This is a genomic window from Dictyobacter vulcani (assembly GCF_008974265.1).
Taxonomy (GTDB): Bacteria; Chloroflexota; Ktedonobacteria; order Ktedonobacterales; family Ktedonobacteraceae; genus Dictyobacter; species Dictyobacter vulcani.
The window spans coordinates 310,347-328,497 of the sequence record NZ_BKZW01000004.1; the positions used below are offsets into that span (position 1 = coordinate 310,347).

Consider the following 18,151-nt stretch of genomic DNA (forward strand, 5'->3'; position numbering starts at 1 on the left):
TACTCTCTGCCCCATGCAACGCTTATAATCATATAGTACAACAATGCACAAAGTTCTAGCGTGTTGCGCTAAACGACTTTATCTGCATGTCTAATCTTGCTATTGACCTTGCAAAACTGCATGGGTAAGGAGCTGAGCATGAGCCAGACGATGACTTCTACAACTGTGGAAGTACATACTATTGTTGACCTACTACAGTTGCGTGCACGAGAAAATCCATTTAGTGCTGCATATACTTTTCTACGTTATGGCGATACCGCGAGTGAGAGTATCAATTATTTGCAGCTGGATACCAGAGCACGTGCGATTAGCAATCTACTACGTCACCATGGTGGAGAGGGCAAGCAGGTTCTTTTGCTCTATCCTTCGGGCATCGATTATATGGCGGGCTACTTTGGCTGTTTGTATGCCGGTGCCGCCGCCATCCCGGCCTATCCCCCTCATTCACAACGCGCCCTCCCACGCATCCAGGCGATTGTGGAGGATGCCAGCGCCTCAATCGTATTAACAACATCGGCGGTTTTGAATAAAGTGCAGCAGTGGACCGCGAATGTGGCGGGCCTGACGCACCTGACATGGTTGGCGACCGATAGCATTGATGAGTCGACGGCCGACGCCTGGGTGGCACCGGAGATTGACGGCGAATCGCTGGCCTTCCTGCAATATACTTCTGGCTCGACCTCGACACCCAAAGGGGTGATGGTCAGTCACAACAATCTACTGCATAACCTCTCAATGCTCCATGACCAGTTCGGTATCGACGCCAATTCGGTCGGTGTATCCTGGCTGCCTATTTTTCATGATATGGGCTTGATTGCTGGTATGCTATTGCCCCTCTATGGAAATATTCCCTCTGTATTCATGACCCCGGCTGATTTTCTCCAGCGGCCGTTGCGCTGGCTCCAGGCCATCACCGAGTATAAAGGTACCTATAGCTGCGCGCCAAACTTCGCCTATGAATTGTGTCTGCGCCGCATCGGGGCAAATGATATGGAAGAACTGGACCTGAGTTCCTGGAAGGTGGCGCTGAATGGAGCCGAGCCGATCCGCGCCGAGACCCTGCATCGCTTTACGAAAACCTTTGCCAGTTGTGGCTTCCGTCCCACGAGTTTTATGCCGGGCTTTGGTCTGGCCGAAAATACCTTGATGGTCAGTGGCGAGCCGCTGGACGCCGTACCCTATATTAAGAACATCAGTCGCGCTGCCCTGGAAGAGAACCTGATTGTTCCTGCCAGTGGCGCGATCGACGATGTCCAGCAACTGGTGGGCTGTGGAGCCGCCGTACGCTCAAAAGATGTCGAGATTGTGATCGTCAATCCCGACACCCTGGAAGCCTGTAAGCCCGAAGAGGTTGGCGAGATCTGGATCTCGGGTCCCAGCGTTGCTCAGGGCTACTGGCAGCGGCCAGAAGAGACCGCGCGCACCATGCAGGCCCATCTGGTTACCGGCGAAGGACCCTTCTTACGCACCGGTGATCTTGGTGCCTATCAGGACGGACATCTTTTTGTCACCGGCCGTCTCAAAGACCTGATTATCCTGGGTGGACGCAATTACTATCCACAGGATATTGAGCAGACCGTAGAGATGAGCCATCCAGCGCTCCGTCCCGGCTGTAGTGTGGCCTTTTCCGTTGAGTATGACGACGAAGAGCGCCTGGTCGTGCTGGCCGAGGTCGATCACCGCTATAAATTCTCCGAGGAGGACACCAACTCCCCGGAGGTCCTGGCCCAGGCTCGACAGGAGATCCTCCGAAACATCCGTCGAGCGATCGCCGATTACCATGATCTGACCGTCGCTAGAATTGTCCTGCTGCGCATCAACGGCATCCACAAAACATCCAGTGGCAAAGTCCAACGCCGCGCCTGCCGCACCGCCTTCCTGGCCAATGAACTCAACGTCTGGAAAGCCTGATCAATCAATACTCTAACTGCTCTATATAGGATCATAAGCAAGAAGCGCTTCCTATGAAATTGTAGGAAGCGCTTCTTTCTGTTATAGTGTACTCTCAGAGTTTTTCAAGCGAGAAAGATGGTATATATTTTCCATGTTGACACGTCGCCAGATTGAGCAAGCCGCCAGCATTCAACAGTTGAGCGCCGACTATCTACGTACCCTGATCGCCCCCCTGGATGGCATGTGGGAAGGCGCGATCATCCCGCAAGCCACCTTCTGGGAGATCCAGGACCAGGAGCAGAGCGTGGGCTATTTTTGCCTGGACGCGGACCAGTGTTTGTTACGCTTCCACCTGTGGGAAACCTATCAGTCGCGCGCCCAGGAGATCTTCCGCTGGCTGATCGAGAGCTATCAGATCCAGCAGGCTATGGCCAGCACCATCGAGCCAGCCTATTTCTCTCTTTGTCTTGATCTGCAGCGCAGCATGCAAGCCCAAGCCTATCTGTTTCAGGATCACCACAATGTTGTCCTGACGCCAGCCATTAGTAACTGTATTTTCCGGCCAGCCACAGAAAGCGACCTGGAGCATATGTTGAGTTTTTATCAAGCCAATATCGACGGGCCAGTCGCCTGGCTACCAGATTTTCTCCGTACACGCATCCAGCGCCAGGAACTATTTATGCTGGCAGCAGAGCAAGGCACCATACTGGCAGCCGGTGAATATATACCCAGCCAGAGCCAGCGCCCCTACGTCGACCTCGGCATGGTCGTTGCGCGTGCCTATCGTGGCAAAGGCCTGGCCAGCTACACCCTCACGCAACTCAAGCAGCACGCCTATCAACAAGGCCTGAAGCCCATCTGCTCCTGCGACGTCAGCAATCTCGCCTCCCAGAAAGCCATCCAGAAAGCCGGCTTCATCAGCATCCACCGCATCATGAAAATCCACTTCTAGGCGGGCCGGAAGCCTCGTACCGGCAGCCTTAAAGGCCAATACTTTTCGTTTAACGAGTTTTGTGGCGGCGAAAGACGTTGTGGAGAAAAGCAGCGAATCATACGTGGAGAGGGCGCCACACGCGGAGGCCGACATGCGGCGTTCTCGTGGAGCGAGGTGCTCAAAGCGCATCGCATGCCTGTGGCGCCTACACCGCGACGGATCCTGTGTCGTGATCCTCTTCGAGAAGGTACGGGAGGATCCACGCTCTCACCCACCACGTTGCGGTGCGAGCAGGCACACGAGATATGATCCGTCGCGGTGTAGGCGCCACAGCACTGCGAGTCCTGCTTGCACGCTGGCCTGCGCAAACGCAGCAGTGCGGCCTCCGCGTGTGGCGCCCACTCGACGTACACGACGCCACGCCATACCGTTGAGGTTCTCTCCTTCAACGAAACGTATTGGCGCTTGCCGCTGCCGCTACCATACGGGGCTTGATTTTTTGATCGGTTCAGGTTATGCTTTGTTTAACTTGTTTTAATAGGGGGAATTACTTATCATGTTATCATCCACAGCTACGGTGTTGCTACGCTAAGTGCGCTGTGTCCTGTAACTGACAATGGCTGTTTTTTGCGCTTCTCATAACTGGCCCACTTAGCCTCATCGGGCTTTTTTTGCTTGCCTGCTTATTCCACGCAGCAGCAGCATGCCTCCCGTTCAGCAGCACCGTTCTCCACTACTCATAAGCACACGCATACCGTGTGTCCTCATGTTTGCCAGATTACCTGGAACGCTCTTGAGCGAAAGGAAAAATAGCTGTATGGATGCTCAGTTTAGACGCTACTGGCGCTTGCTGACGACGTATCTCAAGCCACAGCGGGGACGTGTCCTCTTGCTGACGATTCTGCTCTTTATAAATATTGGTTTGCAACTGGTTAATCCTCAGATTATTCGTGGTGTGATTGACGCGACGCAGGCGGGGAGCGCGCTGCCGCTGCTGCTGACCGCGGCCGGACTTTTCATTGTCCTGTCTGTAGTGCAGCGCATCATTGCGTTTGTCTCAACTTACATGGCCAGTAATATCGGCTGGACCGCGACCAATGCGTTGCGCGCCGACATGACGCTGCATAGTCTGCAACTGGATATGCCGTTTCATAAAACGCATACGCCCGGTGAGCTGATCGAGCGCATCGATGATGATGTGACCGCGCAGGCCAACTTCTTCTCTCAATTCACGATCAACGTTGCCGGCAACGGCCTGCTGATTCTGGGACTGCTCGTCCTATTGTGGCGCGAGGATTGGCGCATCGGCATCGGATTTGTGCTCTACACGGTCCTGGTGTTCTTTGCCCTGCGTACTATTCAAGGCATCGCCGTCAGACGCTGGACCGCCCAGCGCGAAGTTACCGCCGACTACTATGGTTTCCTGGAAGAGCATATTACCGGTACCGAGGATATTCGTGCGAATGGGGCCGTACCATATGTCACCCAGCGCCTGTTTACACTGATGCGGCGCATGCTGGAAACGACGGTCGGGGCTCAGTTGGTGAGCAATCTGACGGTTTTCAGTATCAATGCCCTGTATGCCATCGGCTATACCTTCGGCCTGGCCCTGGGTGCCTGGCTCTATAGCCAGCACCAGATCTCTATTGGTACCGCGTACCTGCTGGTCTTCTATATCGGCATGCTAGCGCAGCCATTGGAGATTATCAGAGAGCAGGTCAAGGATCTCCAGGAAGCTACCGCGAGCATCGAGCGGGTCGAGGCCTTATTGAACATAGAGCCACAGATCCAGGATGGTCCGGGTGCGGCCCTGTCCAGGGGCAGTCTGGCCGTGGCCTTCCAGGCTGTCTCCTTTAGTTATGATCAGGAAACGCCGATCCTGCAGGATATCTCGTTTCAGTTGCAGCCCGGGCAGGTCCTGGGACTGCTTGGACGAACGGGGAGCGGCAAGACAACCCTGGCCCGCCTGCTCTTCCGGCTCTATGATCCAACGGAGGGCACGATCAACCTGGATGGCGTGGATATTCGTCAACTGACGCTGACCGCTTTGCGCGAGCACGTGGGCATGGTGACGCAGGATGTGCAGCTTTTTCATGCCAGTATTCGCGACAATCTCACCTTCTTTAAGCAAAGTATCAGTGATGCGCAGATTGAGCAGGTGCTGAGGGAACTCGATCTATGGCGCTGGGTGGAAGCGCAGCCGCAGGGACTGGATACCTATGTGGCGGCCGGCGGAAAATCGCTCTCGGCGGGCGAGGGACAGTTGCTTGCCTTTGCGCGTGTCTTCTTGAAAGATCCAGGACTGGTGGTGCTGGATGAAGCCTCGTCACGTCTGGATCCAGCGACCGAGCATCGATTGGAGCAGGCCGTGGATCGCTTACTGCAACAGCGGACCGGTATTGTGATTGCTCATCGCCTGCAAACGGTGCAGCGGGCCGATGTGATTATGCTTCTGGAAGAGGGCCGTGTCGTGGAGTATGGACCTCGTGCCGCGCTGGCCAGCGATCCCCATTCACGTTTTTACAGCCTGCTCCAGACCGGACTGGAGAACCCGGCGACTGATTCACAGGAGAGCGACGTGGTTGCTCAGAATATGAAGGAGGTGCTCTGATGGCCCAGACTGCGGATCGTGGAATCAAAGTGTGGCTCTTTAACTGGCGTCTGATCAGCTATCGTCCCTGGCCCTATCTGGCCTATGGCTTTTTTCGGATTACCTTCTTTGTGCTCCAGATCATACCGGGACTGATCGAGAAAAGTGTCTTTGATACGTTGACTGGCGCGGCCCCGGTTGCTGTCAGTCTGTGGGGCTTGATCGCGCTCTACGTCTCAACGGAACTGGTACGGCTGAGTCTCTCCTTTGGTGAGACCTGGGCCTACTATACCTTTCGCTATACCACCGGTGCCTTGCTGAGCTTTAATCTGTTCGCCAGTATTCTGCGCCGGCCCGGAGCCAAAACCTTTCCGGTTGCGGCCGGTGATGCGATTAATCGCTTCCAGAATGATATTGATGAGACCTGCGACTTTCCTATGTGGCTACCCTATATCATCGGACAGACCATTGCGGCCCTGATCGCGATCATCATTATGGCGCGCATCAATCTACTGATCACGCTGGTCATTTTTCTGCCACTGGCCGTGACGCTGCTCGCGGCCCGCATCGCCTGGGGTCGCATCCACCATTATTATGATGCAGGCCGCAAAGCCACGGGTAATGTGACCGGCTTTCTGGGTGAGCTTTTCAGCGCGGTCCAGGCTGTCAAGGTCGCCAATGCGGAGCAGCATGTGTTGCGTCACCTGCACACGCTCAATGATCAGCGCCGCAAGGCCATGGTGCGCACCCAATTGTTCCGTGAACTGCTCGACTCGATCAGCGCCAACGCCGTCACCTTTGGCATCGGCATCACCCTGCTCCTGGCGGGACAGGCCATGGCGGCGAAAAGCTTCACGGTCGGAGATTTCGCGCTCTTCGTCTACTACCTCTGGTTTACGACCACTCTGCCCGCGCAGTGGGGTATGTTCCTGGGCGACTACAAGTATCAGGAGGTCTCTATTCAGCGCATGGTCGAACTGATCCCGGATGAGTCAGCCCACGTGTTGATACAGCACGCGCCAGTCTACGAGCGCGAACAGCTTCCCGCCCTGGTTCATACCGAGAAAATCTCGGCCCATCAATTACAGGAACTGACCGTCCGGGGACTCACCTATCAGTATCCAGGCACCGAGAACGGCATTCGCGCCATCGACCTGCGACTCAAACGCGGCACCTTCACCGTGATTACCGGCCGCGTTGGATCCGGCAAGACCACGCTGCTACGGGTCCTGCTCGGTCTACTGCCCAGGGATGCCGGCGAAATCTACTGGAACGAGCAGCAGGTGGATGATCCGGCCAACTTTTTCCAGCCGCCCTACAGTGCTTACACAGCGCAGATCCCGCGCCTGTTCAGCGACACCCTACGCAATAATCTCCTGCTAGGCATACCCGCAGCGCAGACCGATCTAGCCGCTGCGCTCCATGCCGCCGTCATGGAACAAGATGTCGCGGAGATGCCGCAGGGATTAGCGACCCTGATCGGCTCCCGAGGCATTCGTCTCTCTGGAGGACAGGTACAGCGTGCTGCAGCCGCCCGTATGTATGTGCGCGATCCCGAGCTACTCGTCTTCGACGACCTCTCCAGCGCCCTCGACGTCGAGACCGAGCGTGCCCTCTGGGAACGCAGTTTCGCGCGTCAGGATGCCACCTGTCTGGTCGTCACCCATCGCCGTGCCGCTCTGCAACGTGCCGACCATATCATTGTGCTCAAAGATGGTAAGATCGACGCCGAAGGCACCCTGGACGAGCTACTCGCCACCAACGAAGAAATGGGCCGCCTCTGGCGCGGTGATTATGGAGATGAACAGCCGTAGTGGCAGCGCTAGCCGCTGCGACCCGTAGCGGCAGCCTTAAAGGCAGCGACCAGTCGGCGTCCGAGCAAGCAACGCCATGTACCGGCAGGTCTTGCGCCTAATACTTTTCACGTAAGCCTTTTTCTGGACGAGATTGACGAAAGCATCTAAGCCGATCAGAGGCCCAGTGACTTCAAAGGATCAAGAAAAGCGAACAGGTAGGTTCGACCCTTTGGGTCGATTCGTGCCTGCATGCTATCCGTGCTTGACCATGAGCAAGCCTCTTCACGCCTTGCTTCACCGCTTTTTCACTTGCGTGATCCTGCGGAGGTGAGGGTATCGTGGAGGCAACCGAATCGACCCAAAGGGTCGAACCTACACGTTTTATCTCTCTTGATCCTTTGAGAAGGTGTTCCTTTTTATGCTCCTCTTTTGCTTGCTTGAAATAGAGATACAACAAGCGTATAGTGTTTTTGTGTATATTCCCTGTGTGCTAATACATCTATTTCTGTATAACAATAATATATGCTAGCAGTTGTGAAAAACAAGACAAAAACTATGCTTTAAGCATTGGTCGATTTTATTGCGTAATTACTGCTGGTGAATGAGCTCATATTTTAGTTTTTTATCTCTGCATAAGCAATTATAGTGTAGTGGTTTGTATCACCATATGTAATGTTAATGCGGTATTTTATGCTTTCATTGGTATATAATAATGAATAAGAAATTCATTTGTAACGCCTGAGATTGTGAAAGCGCGTTTGTGTCCTCGTGTGTATAGGAATAATCATATGGAGAGAAGAAGCGAACATGGATGCATATCGAAGGGTATGGATGTCAGGAAAACATACGTACAGGAAGTTCGTATGCAAGACATCGCTCCCTTTATTTCTTTTTATCGTGCTGACAGCTTTGCTGGCGGCCTGTGGTAGCACAGATTCTACTTCAGTGCCAGCAGCGGCCACGTCTACTCCTGTGGTAAAGAGGACCGTGGTTCCGACCGTGTCCGGTACGGCAGTCGCCAATGCTGCTCAGCCGCTTGAAGCGATTCGCATGTTGGACAAACATACTGGCTGGGCATTGACTGCCAGTTCTATTTTGCGGACGGTGGATGGTGGCATGCATTGGAAGGATGTGTCGCCGGCGAATGCGGGACTCAATCAGTTTGCCAGGGGGCCTTTAGTAATGACCATGATGCCTGGATCGCGATCCCGCCTGACCAGCAGCAACCTGGTCAGGGTATCACGATTTTGCGCACCCACAATGGTGGCAAGAGTTGGGATCGCGCGAAAATCAATGATCCACTGGTCGGTATTGTGGATACTCCACACTTTGTGAATGACCAGCAGGGCTGGCTTGAGGCTTCCAGTACGCCTGGTGCCGGTCACACTGTCATTGACATCTGGCACTCGCTCGACGGTGGCATGAACTGGACCAAAATCGCCTCGAACACGGATAACAGCGGTTTCAACATGGGTTATGTGACCGGTCTCTCCTTCAGGGATGCGCAAACCGGTATTGCGACCGGCAATCTGAGCGAGGTCGGCGACAACACTATTCCCTCGATCTTGCTGACGCAAAATGGCGGTCAGAACTGGCAGACTGTCTCGTTGCCGCATGTGTTGGGCGGGTATACCGTGAGCTTGAATATCTCGCAGCCACCGGTCTTCTTTGGCAATCTGGTCTTCTTACCAGTGGTCATCAAAACCCAGAACGGAGACCTGTTGATCCTGTATCGTTCAGAGGACAGTGGCATGAACTGGGTTCAGACTACCCCTGTCCCTATCGCGGCCGAAAATACTTATGTCATGGATACCTTCCATGCCTGGGCAACCGATACCCAGAATGGTAAATTCTATCGCACCATCGATGGCGGAAAACACTGGACCGATACCTCCAATACTCCCTACCACCTGGGCGCATTGAGCTTTATCGACGCCAACAATGGCTGGGGCATCGCCAACCAGACACTCATGCACACCACCGATGGTGGAAAAGAGTGGCAAAAAATCCCCTACACCCAACAATAAACCCGGCTGACCGCGTGGGGGATGCGTAACGGCAAGTCTTGCGCCTGCGAACGTCCCCCACGATCCCCTCCCATCGCCTCCCTCCACGACCATATGCCCGATCCCCGACAGCCTGTTCTCTTCTCTTGACTTTTCGCGGCGGGTACATTATATTTAATGCATACATGGATATGACTGAATAACCTTAAATAGTCATAACCTTGAAAATAGAGGAGGAAGTCAGGTGACAAAGGTGGTTCGGGGAGTGGGCGCGGGGGAGCCCGAGGTGTCCAGGAGGCGTGAGCGGGCGGAGCGTATTCTGGATGCGGCGGCGGCTTTGATTCTACGCTGGGGCTTCCAGAAGACGACGCTTGATGATGTTTCCAGGCAGGCCGGGGTGGCGAAGGGGACGATGTATCTGCACTGGAAGACGCGTGAGGAGCTGTTTCGGGCGTTGATCGGCCGCGAGAAGCTGGCGATGGCCGAGGATCTGCGCCAGCGTATCAGTGCGGATCCCGCAGGTGCGACCTTGCGCGGGATCCTCAAGTATTCCGCGCTGGCCCTGATGCAGCGTCCGTTGCTGAAGGCTGTCCTGATGCGCGATATTGATGTGCTGGGAAAGCTGGCACAGGGGGAGCAGAGCCGTACGGCCCACGTAGAGAAGCTGATGGGCTTCAATGTCTATCTTGAATTGCTGCGCGACTATGGTCTGATCAGAACTGATCTGAGCTTGCGCGCACAAATATATATGTTTAGCGCGATCTTTATGGGTTTTTTCTTTGTGGCGCCATTGATGCCAGACGAATATACGCTTTCCGATGAGGAACTGGCGGACCTGATGGCCGAGACGGTCCATCGCACCCTTGAAGCAGACCGCCCGGTTCCTGCGGATGAACTTCAAACCATTTCTCAGAATTTTATGCACTATCTGGATCTTGCAGTAGAAAAGGCACAGACACAATTTCAGAAAGAAGTGGAATCATGACTCTTCAGAAGAGTATGTCTTCGGACAATGAGCAAGCGACCGCCATTATTTTAGCCCTGGATGCTGCTGCCGCGCAGCTTGCGCAGGTGGGCGGCAAAGGAGCTTCGCTGGCACGACTGGCGGCCGCTGGTCTGCCGGTGCCGCCTGGATTTCATATAACCACGCTGGCGTATCGCCGTTTTGTTGAGCATAACGGCTTACAAGAGCCGATTATGGACGCGGTCTCCGCGCTTTCTTCCTCCTCGCCAGGCGATCATACGGCCGTGCTGGAAGCTGCATCCAGGCAGATTGCACAGCTCTTCGAGCAGGGTGTGGTGCCAGACGATATTGCCGAGGCTATTCGTCAGGCTTATGCGCAACTGGGCGGAGACGAGTTGCCCGTGGCGGTACGCTCCTCTGCGACCGCTGAAGACTTGCCGGATATGTCGTTTGCGGTCAGCAGGAGACCTATCTGAATATGCGTGGGCCAGCAATGGTACTGGATGCTGTGAAGCGCTGCTGGGCCTCGCTGTGGACGGCGCGGGCCATCGACTATCGCGCGCGTCACCATATCGCGTCCGAGGACGTGAGTCTGGCGGTGGTGGTGCAGGAACTGGTCGCGGCCGATGCCGCCGGCATCCTCTTTACCGCGGATCCTGTAACTGGTAGCAGTAATCAGGTTGTGATCAACGCAGCCTGGGGACTGGCGAGGCGATCGTGGGGGGACTGGTCACGCCGGATACGATTGTGGTGGAGAAGGCCAGTGGGACGATTCTCAAGCAGGAGATTACGGCCAAGGATGTGATGACCGTGCGCACGCCAACTGGCACGCACGAAGAACCTGTCCCGCAGGATCAGTGTACGCAGGCGGTGCTCACGGCTCCGCAGGTAGCTGAATTGACGCGCCTCGGTGTCCAGATCGAGAAATTGTATGCGCAGCCCATGGATATCGAGTGGGCGCGCCAGGCTGAGCGCTTCTTTATTGTGCAGGCGCGTCCAATTACCACGCTACGTGGCAGCAATGCACCGTGCGAGGAGTGGAATGACAGCCTGAAGGTTGATTATCTATGGTCAAATGGCAACCTGGGTGAAGCAGTGCCCGACGTGATGACCCCCTGTACCTGGTCGTTGATCGAAGTGTTTATGTCCGAGGCGACCTCGCCGATGTATGCACCGGGCATTCGTGAGTATCAACCGGTCGGGAATATTGGTGGTCGCTTCTATATGAATATCAGCCTGACAACCACCATCTCCAGGAAATTTGGCGCGGGCCAGAAGCGCTTTAAGGCGGCAATTGAAGAGGCTTTCGGCCATATTCCTGAGGGCCTGGAGATTCCACTGATTCCGGTGTCGCGCTGGCATCTGGTGCGGTCCATCTTGCCCATCGTGCTGCGCGTCCAGCAACGGGTGAAAACCAATATGCGCAAGATGCCCGAGTTTTTCTCCACGGCAGCGGCGCGCTGTGAGACTTTAAAGACGCGCATCCGGGCCAGCAGCGATCCTGTGGATCTGATTACCCTCTGGCATAGCGAGTTGGAGCCCTTTTTGCGCGAGGCCAGCAGTATGCTGGAGGCTGCCACCAGACAGGAAGGGAATGGGAGCGGACTCTACATGGTTCGGCGCGATCTGCGTGAACTGGTGGGTGAGACCGATGCCAATGTATTACTTTCAGGCTTGAGCTCTGGCGCCAATCCCCTGGCGAGCCTGGGACCCTTAGTGGGACTTGATCAGTTGATACGCGGTGAGATTGATCGTGCGACCTTTATACGCCAGTATGGCCACCGTAGCCCACACGAATTCGAGGTCTCAATCCCACGGCCTGCCGAGGATCCTGCCTGGATTGATGACCAGCTGGCCGGCTTGCGCGCAGCTCCAGTGGATGTCCAGACGCTGTTCACGCGTCAGCAGGAGGCTCAGACGGCGGCCTGGGAGCGCTTCAAGCAACGTTACCCGCGCAAGGCAGTCAAGATGCAGCGCCGTATTCAGCGCTCAATGGTGGTGTTCCGCGATCGCGAAACGGCGCGCTCGGAAGTGATTCGGGTCTTCTGGGTGTTGCGCGAGTTTGTCTTGCGGGCCGGCGAGCTGAGTGGACAGGGCGAGGCCCTATTCATGTTGTCGATGGATGAAATTCTGGCTGTACTGGCCGGTGACGAGGCTCCACTGGCCCATATTCCAGCGCGCCGCACTGCCTACGAGCGCTACAGCGCGTTACCTGCCTATCCTGCTCTCATTCGCGGCCACTTTGATCCTTTGCGCTGGGTGGCAGACCCACAACGGCGCAGTGATGTCTTTGATGCCAGCGGCCAGACACCTGCATCCACGAGCGAGCTGATCACCGGCTTTCCCGGTGCGGAAGGCAGCATCGAGGGCCGCGTGCGCGTCATCACGACCGTGGACATGGGCAACGAGCTACAACCGGGCGAGATCCTGGTGACTATCGTTACCAATATCGGCTGGACACCGCTCTTCCCACGCGCCGCCGCCGTCGTCACCGACGTTGGCGCACCCCTCTCACATGCCGCCATCGTTGCCCGCGAGCTCGGCATTCCCGCCGTCGTTGGCTGTGGCAACGCCACCATGCGCCTGCACACCGGCGACCTCGTACGCGTCAACGGCGGCCAGGGCACCGTCGAAATTCTCTCGTAACGGCCCGAGACCTAATACTTTTCGTTTAGCGCTACGTTGAGAGAAGGTTGGACGTGACCAGCAAGAAAGGTGTACGTGGAGAAGGCGCCACACGCGGAGGCCGCACTGCTGCGTTTGCGCAGGCCAGCGTGCAAGAACGACGCGCAGTGCTGTGGCGCCTACAGGGATCGTGTGTGCCGTGGCCGTGGCCTGCTCGCACAGCAACGTGGTGGGTGAGCGCGTGGATCCTCCCCGTACCTTCTCGAAGAGGATCACGAAACAGGATCCGTCTCGGTGTAGGCGCCACAGGCATGCGATGCTCGTTGAGCACCTCGCTCCACGATCACGCCGCATGCCGGCCTCCGCGTGTGGCGCCCTCTCCACGTATGATTCGCTGCTTTTCTCCACAACGTCTTTCGCCGCCACAAAACTCGTTAAACGAAAAATATTGGGCCCGAGACCTGCCGCTACAGCTTTTCACTCTTTCTTCGAGCATTCCTTTGGGATATTTTTGGCTTGACAATAAGTCCTGGTTTAGCTTATGCTTTTATTGGTTTTTGCAATAGAAGACTTATTATTGAAGCTTTTATTGCAAATTGGTGATAATGATTTTAGTGTAGACGTTGGAGGCATCTTTCATGGCACGAGACGAACAAGAGGATAACACTATTTATAGCGTGGTTGTCAATCATGAGGAACAATATTCTATCTGGCCAGCTGATCGCGAGCTTCCTCTGGGCTGGCGTGAAGTCGGGAAAAGCGGACCTAAGAGTGAATGTCTGGCCCATATTAAAGAGGTGTGGACGGATATGCGACCTTTAAGCCTGCGCAAACATATGGAAGAGCAAGCTGCAAAGCAAAATTAACTGTCCTGTCTGGCTATACATAAAGGAAAGGGGCACAATGCGTCAATACTGTAAAGCCTATCAGCTCAAAGAATTGCGTGCATATCCTGACTGGACTGAGCAGCAGCCGGAAGGCGATAGTGCATTGACCGATGAGACGGTCTGCTATATCTGGGATGATTTTACGGTTGTCCTCAGTCCGATCCAGGATAAGTCACCTTTATTTGATCAGGTAACACCTGCCTGGCAAGCATTTTGTCAGTCCGAGTTACACTTTGAGATTCCTGCCGATCTGCGTGCCACCTCTCAAGAAGAGGTAGACGCCAGCCCTACCTCGCATTAAAGGGCGTATCCTGACGCCTTGCTTCTTTTTCAATGGGGATATTACCAGTCGGTAATATCCTCTCTATTGCTTAGAGATTGCCGCGACGGGCTTGTTCGAGTTCGAGTGCATGGAAAAGGGCTTGAATATTGCCACTGCCAAAACCACGGGCATTCTTACGCTGGATAATCTCAATAAAGAGCGTCGGACGATCCTGCACGGGCTGGCTAAATATTTGGAGCAGGTAACCCCATTCGTCCCGATCGACCAGCACATTTAGATCCTGGAGCGTGCTAATGTTTTCTGTGATAGGTCCGACCCGCTGGGGAGTAGATCATAGTAGCTCGCTGGCGCCGTCACCAGACCGAGTCCACGGCTGCGTAGCGCGCTGATGGTTTCAATAATATCGCTGGTCTCAAGGGCGATATGTTGTACGCCGGGCGAGCCATAAAATTGCAGGAATTCCTCAACCTGGGAGCGGCGTTTTCCATCTTTGGGCTCAATCAACACAAAGCGGATCTTTTCGGCTGGATCCTGGACGGCGATCGAGCTCATGGCGCTATATTCGGTCTGAATACCTTCTTCATGAATTTGCGCGAAGCCAAAGCCACGTTTATAAAAATCCACCCAGGTCTGGACCTCGCCGCGTGGCAGGCTGACCGCAAAGTGATCGAAGCAGGCAAAGCCAGCCGTTGCGACCGGAGTCCTCTCCAGGGGTGCGTAATCTGGTAGAAAGATACCAGTAAAATCATTGCGTTGAATAAAAGAATGCGTGGTATCTCCATAAGTGGTAACCGTGGCTCTGGTAATCGTGCCCCATTGATCATGAAAGACGGTCGGGGGCAGCGCGGAGCGGGCTCCGAACGCCAGCGCTTTTTCAAAAGCCGCCGCCACATCCTCCACACGGAAAGCGATATCCTTGAGTCCATCACCATGGCGGTGGACATGCTCCGCAATCGGGCCATCGGCCTGGAGTGGTGCCGTCAGCACCAGCGTACACTCGCCCTGCTTCATGACGATGGATTTACGATCACGACTATTTGTTTCTAAACCACTATGGGCCACCGGCGTAAAACCAAAAATAGTCTGATAGAAATGCGCGGATTGGAGTGCATTCCCAACGTAGAGCTCGACATAATCAATTCCCTGCAACTGAATTGGATCTTCTCCTGAAGGCATGACTGGCATCGTAATCCTCCTGCAAATGGTTTTGCTGCTATATCAACCAGTTCCAGCGATTGGAACTGAGGCCCGCCAAAAAAATAGTGTAATCCCAACCTGTTGCCATGGCTTCCTTAAAGAAGAGGGTGCACAAATAATCCTCTCTCAAAGAACTTGTTGACGAATAAAATAGATGAAAAGCAGCTGATCTATGTTGCTTTTCTGTGAGTCCTGTGATTGAATAAAAAAGGATTTTTTAAGAAAAATAAATTTAAAGATAGCTATACATTAATTAGAAATTACAATGAAATGAATCAGCTTGTCAAGCTAAAAAAATTAAAATAATAAATATGCAGTTATATCCTGTGAAAATAGAAAAGTAATATTCAAAAGCAGTAATTCTATCCAGTATTTATTGCATTATTAATTTTATGTAGTTGGATAATAGAAATAAATAGCGTGTATTAAATGAATTGCTTAAAATATTTTGTTCTTTATACTTATATACTATGATGTCTGGTACTAGTACATTGTCAAACTTTGTGTGATGAGTTGTGCGCCCGCTACGCGGGCGGGAGAGGGGAAGGGAGACCAGGGCACAGCCCTGGAACCCAGTCAGGGATTGCATCCCCTGCACCCCTGCCTTTGTCATCAAGGTTGGCAGAGCACTAGAATTCTGAGAGGGGGAGGGAGACCAGGGCACAGCCCTGGAACCCAGTCAGGGGATTGCATCCCCTGCACCCCTGCCTTTGTCATCAACGTTGACAGAGTACTAGAACTGCTGAATAGAAGGGTAATCGAGAGATATGTTGATACCACGACCGGTGAAGTTGCGTGATGAGTCGCTTGATGTGATGAACTTCCTTAATGAGATTGTGATGCGTTATCCGGATGCTATCTCTTTTGCGCCTGGTCGGCCGGCGGACCAGTTTTGTGATGTGGCAGGTTGCCAGGAAGCGTTGAGTCGCTATGTGGCCAGTGTTGAGGCAACGGATCAGCTTGCGCCCGTACATATTCGACAAAAACTGGGGCAATATAGTAAAACCAATGGCATTATTAATCAACTGGTATGCGTTTCCTGGCGCGTGACGAGAATATCCAGGTTGAGCCAGAGGCGATCATGATTACCAATGGTCTGCAAGAAGCCATGACTATTCTGGCGGCCGCGCTCTTTGATGGGTCGCGTGATGTCTTGTTGATTGCGGATCCGCCTATAATGGCATGACTGGCATTGCCACGATCCTCGGTGTCGAAACCTATGCGGTAGGAGCTGCGGACGAAGGAATCGATCTGGAGGCGCTCCAGGAGGCGATCCAGCACATCAAGGAGCAGGGGAAAACGCCGCGTGCGCTGTATCTGGTGCCGGACTTCAATAATCCGCTGGGCACCAGTCTGCCGCTGGCTGAGCGCCAGCGTTTGTTGCGTATCGCGCATGAGGAAAACATGCTCATCTTTGAGGATAATCCCTATGGGATGCTGGCCTATGATGGCGATTCGTTTCCGACCCTGAAGGCACTTGATCAATGGGGAGTGGTGGTGTATCTGGGGACGTTCTCCAAACTACTCTTTCCTGGCCTGCGTGTTGGCTTTATGCTGGCTGACCAGAGGATCGCCAACGAGGACGGCGAGGCTGGTCCATACCTGGCGCAAGAGCTCTCCAAAGTCAAAAGCCTGATATCCGTCAATACCTCACCGGTAACGCAGGCCATGATTGGTGGTTTTCTGCTGGAACACGATTGTTCGCTGAAGAGCTCGCTGACAGAAAAGAAGCGCTACTACCGTGCGAATCGGGACCAATTGCTCCAGAGTTTGGAGCAGCACTTTGGCAGTGATCCTGTGCTGGCTGATCGTGTCAGCTGGAATTATCCACATGGCGGCCTGTTTCTGACCGTCACGCTCCCATTTGTGTTGACCCCGCAACTCCTGCAACAATGTGTCCAGGAATACCATGTCATTGTATGTCCCCTCTCATTTTTCACCCTGCTGCCTGGTCGCGAACGCCAGGTCCGCCTATCCTTTAGTGCCGTCACCCAACAGGAAATAGCAACAGGCGTTGCCCGTTTTCAGCAGTTCATCCGGTCCCACACCTCACCGTAGTGGCAGGTGCCCTTGAAAGACAATCGTGAACGCCGCTCAGTCGCGGCTAGCTTCGCTCACACGATTGCAAGGCAGGTCTTGAGCCTAATACTTTTCACTTAAGGATTGAATGGCTGAAATGATAGCATGGCGGTGAAGGAACACCTTCTCAAAGATCAAGAGAGGTAAAAAGTGTAGGTTCGACCCTTTGGGTCGATTCGGGTGCCTCCACGCTACCCTCACCTCCGCAGGATCACGCAAGTGAAAAAGCGGTGAAGCAAGGCGTGAAGAGGCTTGCTCATGGTCAAGCACGGATATCATGCAGGCACGAATCGACCCAAAGGGTCGAACCTACCTGTTCGCTTTTCTTGATCCTTTGAAGTCACTGGGCCTCTGATCGGCTTAGATGCTTTCGTCAATCTCGTCCAGAAAAAGGCTTACGTGAAAAGTATTAGGGCTTGAGCCTGCGACCTGATCACCTCTGAGAGGTTCCTCACACACGTAGTCGTCATGATAGCATGTCCCGCCTTTGGATGGTGCTTACTCGTACGTGAATTGCTAGCAGGCACAAGACTGCCGTTACGTTGGGAGGCGTGCTAGCAGGCCCAAGCCCTAATACTTTTCACGTAGCGAGACGTTGAGAGATGGTTCGACGTGACCAGCAAGCAAAGTATACGTCGAGAGGGCGCCACACGCGGAGGCCGCCCTGCTGCGTTTGCGCAGGCCAGCGTGCTCGAACGACGCGCAGTGCTGTGGCGCCTACACGGATCGTGTGTGCCGTGGCCTGCTCGCTAGCAACGTGGTGGGAGAGCGCGTGGATCCTCCCCGTACCTTCTCGAAGAGGATCACGAAACAGGATCCGTCTCGGTGTAGGCGCCACAGGCATGCGATGCTCGTTGAGCCCCTCGCTCCACGATCACGCCGCATGCTGGCCTCCGC

General features: G+C 54.3%; 15 protein-coding genes and 1 pseudogene. 12 read left to right on the plus strand and 4 right to left on the minus strand.

Going from position 1 to position 18,151, the window contains the following annotated elements; genetic code table 11:
- Nucleotides 1–138: 138 nt before the first annotated feature.
- Complete coding sequence (locus KDW_RS28630; RefSeq protein WP_198925643.1) at nucleotides 139–1,911, plus strand: fatty acyl-AMP ligase; 1,773 nt, start codon at nucleotides 139–141, stop codon at nucleotides 1,909–1,911.
- A gap of 133 nt (nucleotides 1,912–2,044) precedes the next feature.
- Entirely contained in the window at nucleotides 2,045–2,845 is an 801-nt protein-coding gene (locus KDW_RS28635) for a GNAT family N-acetyltransferase (RefSeq protein WP_151759325.1), read from the plus strand.
- Nucleotides 2,846–3,094: 249 nt separating this feature from the next.
- On the opposite strand, the gene KDW_RS32055 is transcribed toward KDW_RS28635, so the two are convergent.
- Nucleotides 3,095–3,253 (minus strand): hypothetical protein, encoded by a 159-nt coding sequence (locus KDW_RS32055; protein WP_162005702.1) that lies wholly within the window; start codon nucleotides 3,251–3,253, stop codon nucleotides 3,095–3,097.
- A gap of 391 nt (nucleotides 3,254–3,644) precedes the next feature.
- Here KDW_RS32055 and KDW_RS28640 point away from each other — a divergent pair, with 391 nt between their 5' ends.
- The 8 genes and pseudogenes from KDW_RS28640 to KDW_RS28675 all read left to right on the plus strand — a co-directional run bounded on the left by KDW_RS28640 (nucleotide 3,645) and on the right by KDW_RS28675 (nucleotide 13,996).
- A complete protein-coding gene (locus KDW_RS28640) occupies nucleotides 3,645–5,438 on the plus strand; it encodes an ABC transporter ATP-binding protein (RefSeq protein ID WP_151759326.1) in 1,794 nt (597 codons plus the stop codon).
- On the plus strand, nucleotides 5,438–7,231 hold the full coding sequence (locus KDW_RS28645) for an ATP-binding cassette domain-containing protein (protein WP_151759327.1): 1,794 nt from the start codon (nucleotides 5,438–5,440) through the stop codon (nucleotides 7,229–7,231). Before KDW_RS28640 ends, KDW_RS28645 begins: the two co-directional genes overlap by 1 nt.
- A 1,103-nt stretch (nucleotides 7,232–8,334) precedes the next feature.
- Nucleotides 8,335–9,240: a WD40/YVTN/BNR-like repeat-containing protein gene (locus KDW_RS28655; protein ID WP_162005703.1), complete on the plus strand. Its 906-nt coding sequence runs from the start codon at nucleotides 8,335–8,337 to the stop codon at nucleotides 9,238–9,240.
- A gap of 223 nt (nucleotides 9,241–9,463) precedes the next feature.
- A complete protein-coding gene (locus KDW_RS28660; RefSeq protein WP_162005704.1) occupies nucleotides 9,464–10,204 on the plus strand; it encodes a TetR/AcrR family transcriptional regulator in 741 nt (246 codons plus the stop codon).
- A gap of 14 nt (nucleotides 10,205–10,218) precedes the next feature.
- Nucleotides 10,219–11,146 (plus strand): annotated as a pseudogene (locus KDW_RS34485) (PEP/pyruvate-binding domain-containing protein); the annotation flags it as partial.
- 1,434 nt (nucleotides 11,147–12,580) lie between these two features.
- The gene (locus KDW_RS34490) at nucleotides 12,581–12,829 is read left to right on the plus strand and encodes a PEP-utilizing enzyme (protein ID WP_233098024.1); all 249 of its coding nucleotides are present in this window, start codon (nucleotides 12,581–12,583) and stop codon (nucleotides 12,827–12,829) included.
- Between the two features lie 617 nt (nucleotides 12,830–13,446).
- A complete protein-coding gene (locus KDW_RS28670) occupies nucleotides 13,447–13,674 on the plus strand; it encodes an MbtH family protein (protein WP_151759331.1) in 228 nt (75 codons plus the stop codon).
- Nucleotides 13,675–13,711: 37 nt separating this feature from the next.
- Entirely contained in the window at nucleotides 13,712–13,996 is a 285-nt protein-coding gene (locus KDW_RS28675) for a hypothetical protein (RefSeq protein WP_151759332.1), read from the plus strand.
- 70 nt (nucleotides 13,997–14,066) lie between these two features.
- On the opposite strand, the gene KDW_RS33305 is transcribed toward KDW_RS28675, so the two are convergent.
- Both KDW_RS33305 and KDW_RS28680 read right to left on the minus strand, forming a co-directional pair.
- Nucleotides 14,067–14,249 carry a hypothetical protein gene (locus KDW_RS33305; protein ID WP_198925645.1) on the minus strand — a complete coding sequence of 61 codons (183 nt, stop codon included), beginning with the start codon at nucleotides 14,247–14,249 and terminating at the stop codon, nucleotides 14,067–14,069.
- Between the two features lie 2 nt (nucleotides 14,250–14,251).
- Nucleotides 14,252–15,163, minus strand: a complete 912-nt coding sequence (locus KDW_RS28680; RefSeq protein WP_198925647.1) for a VOC family protein — start codon at nucleotides 15,161–15,163, stop codon at nucleotides 14,252–14,254.
- Between the two features lie 779 nt (nucleotides 15,164–15,942).
- Between KDW_RS28680 and KDW_RS28685 the strand changes: the two genes are divergently transcribed.
- The gene (locus KDW_RS28685) at nucleotides 15,943–16,260 is read left to right on the plus strand and encodes a hypothetical protein (protein WP_151759333.1); all 318 of its coding nucleotides are present in this window, start codon (nucleotides 15,943–15,945) and stop codon (nucleotides 16,258–16,260) included.
- 97 nt (nucleotides 16,261–16,357) lie between these two features.
- The gene (locus tag KDW_RS28690) at nucleotides 16,358–17,233 is read left to right on the plus strand and encodes an aminotransferase-like domain-containing protein (protein ID WP_151759334.1); all 876 of its coding nucleotides are present in this window, start codon (nucleotides 16,358–16,360) and stop codon (nucleotides 17,231–17,233) included.
- 601 nt (nucleotides 17,234–17,834) lie between these two features.
- On the opposite strand, the gene KDW_RS28695 is transcribed toward KDW_RS28690, so the two are convergent.
- Entirely contained in the window at nucleotides 17,835–18,098 is a 264-nt protein-coding gene (locus tag KDW_RS28695; protein WP_151759335.1) for a hypothetical protein, read from the minus strand.
- Nucleotides 18,099–18,151: the final 53 nt, after the last annotated feature.

Bases quoted from the DNA above. Each gene is read 5' to 3' on its own strand.
- KDW_RS28635 (WP_151759325.1), top strand. From the start codon at position 2,045: ATGTTGACACGTCGCCAGATTGAGCAAGCCGCCAGCATTCAACAGTTG.
- KDW_RS28685 (WP_151759333.1), top strand. From the start codon at position 15,943: ATGTTGATACCACGACCGGTGAAGTTGCGTGATGAGTCGCTTGATGTG.
- KDW_RS32055 (WP_162005702.1), bottom strand. From the start codon at position 3,253: ATGGCGTGGCGTCGTGTACGTCGAGTGGGCGCCACACGCGGAGGCCGC.
- KDW_RS34490 (WP_233098024.1), top strand. From the start codon at position 12,581: ATGGGCAACGAGCTACAACCGGGCGAGATCCTGGTGACTATCGTTACC.
- KDW_RS28670 (WP_151759331.1), top strand. From the start codon at position 13,447: ATGGCACGAGACGAACAAGAGGATAACACTATTTATAGCGTGGTTGTC.
- KDW_RS28630 (WP_198925643.1), top strand. From the start codon at position 139: ATGAGCCAGACGATGACTTCTACAACTGTGGAAGTACATACTATTGTT.
- KDW_RS28680 (WP_198925647.1), bottom strand. From the start codon at position 15,163: ATGCCAGTCATGCCTTCAGGAGAAGATCCAATTCAGTTGCAGGGAATT.
- KDW_RS28640 (WP_151759326.1), top strand. From the start codon at position 3,645: ATGGATGCTCAGTTTAGACGCTACTGGCGCTTGCTGACGACGTATCTC.
- KDW_RS28695 (WP_151759335.1), bottom strand. From the start codon at position 18,098: ATGCCTGTGGCGCCTACACCGAGACGGATCCTGTTTCGTGATCCTCTT.
- KDW_RS28645 (WP_151759327.1), top strand. From the start codon at position 5,438: ATGGCCCAGACTGCGGATCGTGGAATCAAAGTGTGGCTCTTTAACTGG.
- KDW_RS28690 (WP_151759334.1), top strand. From the start codon at position 16,358: ATGACTGGCATTGCCACGATCCTCGGTGTCGAAACCTATGCGGTAGGA.
- KDW_RS28675 (WP_151759332.1), top strand. From the start codon at position 13,712: ATGCGTCAATACTGTAAAGCCTATCAGCTCAAAGAATTGCGTGCATAT.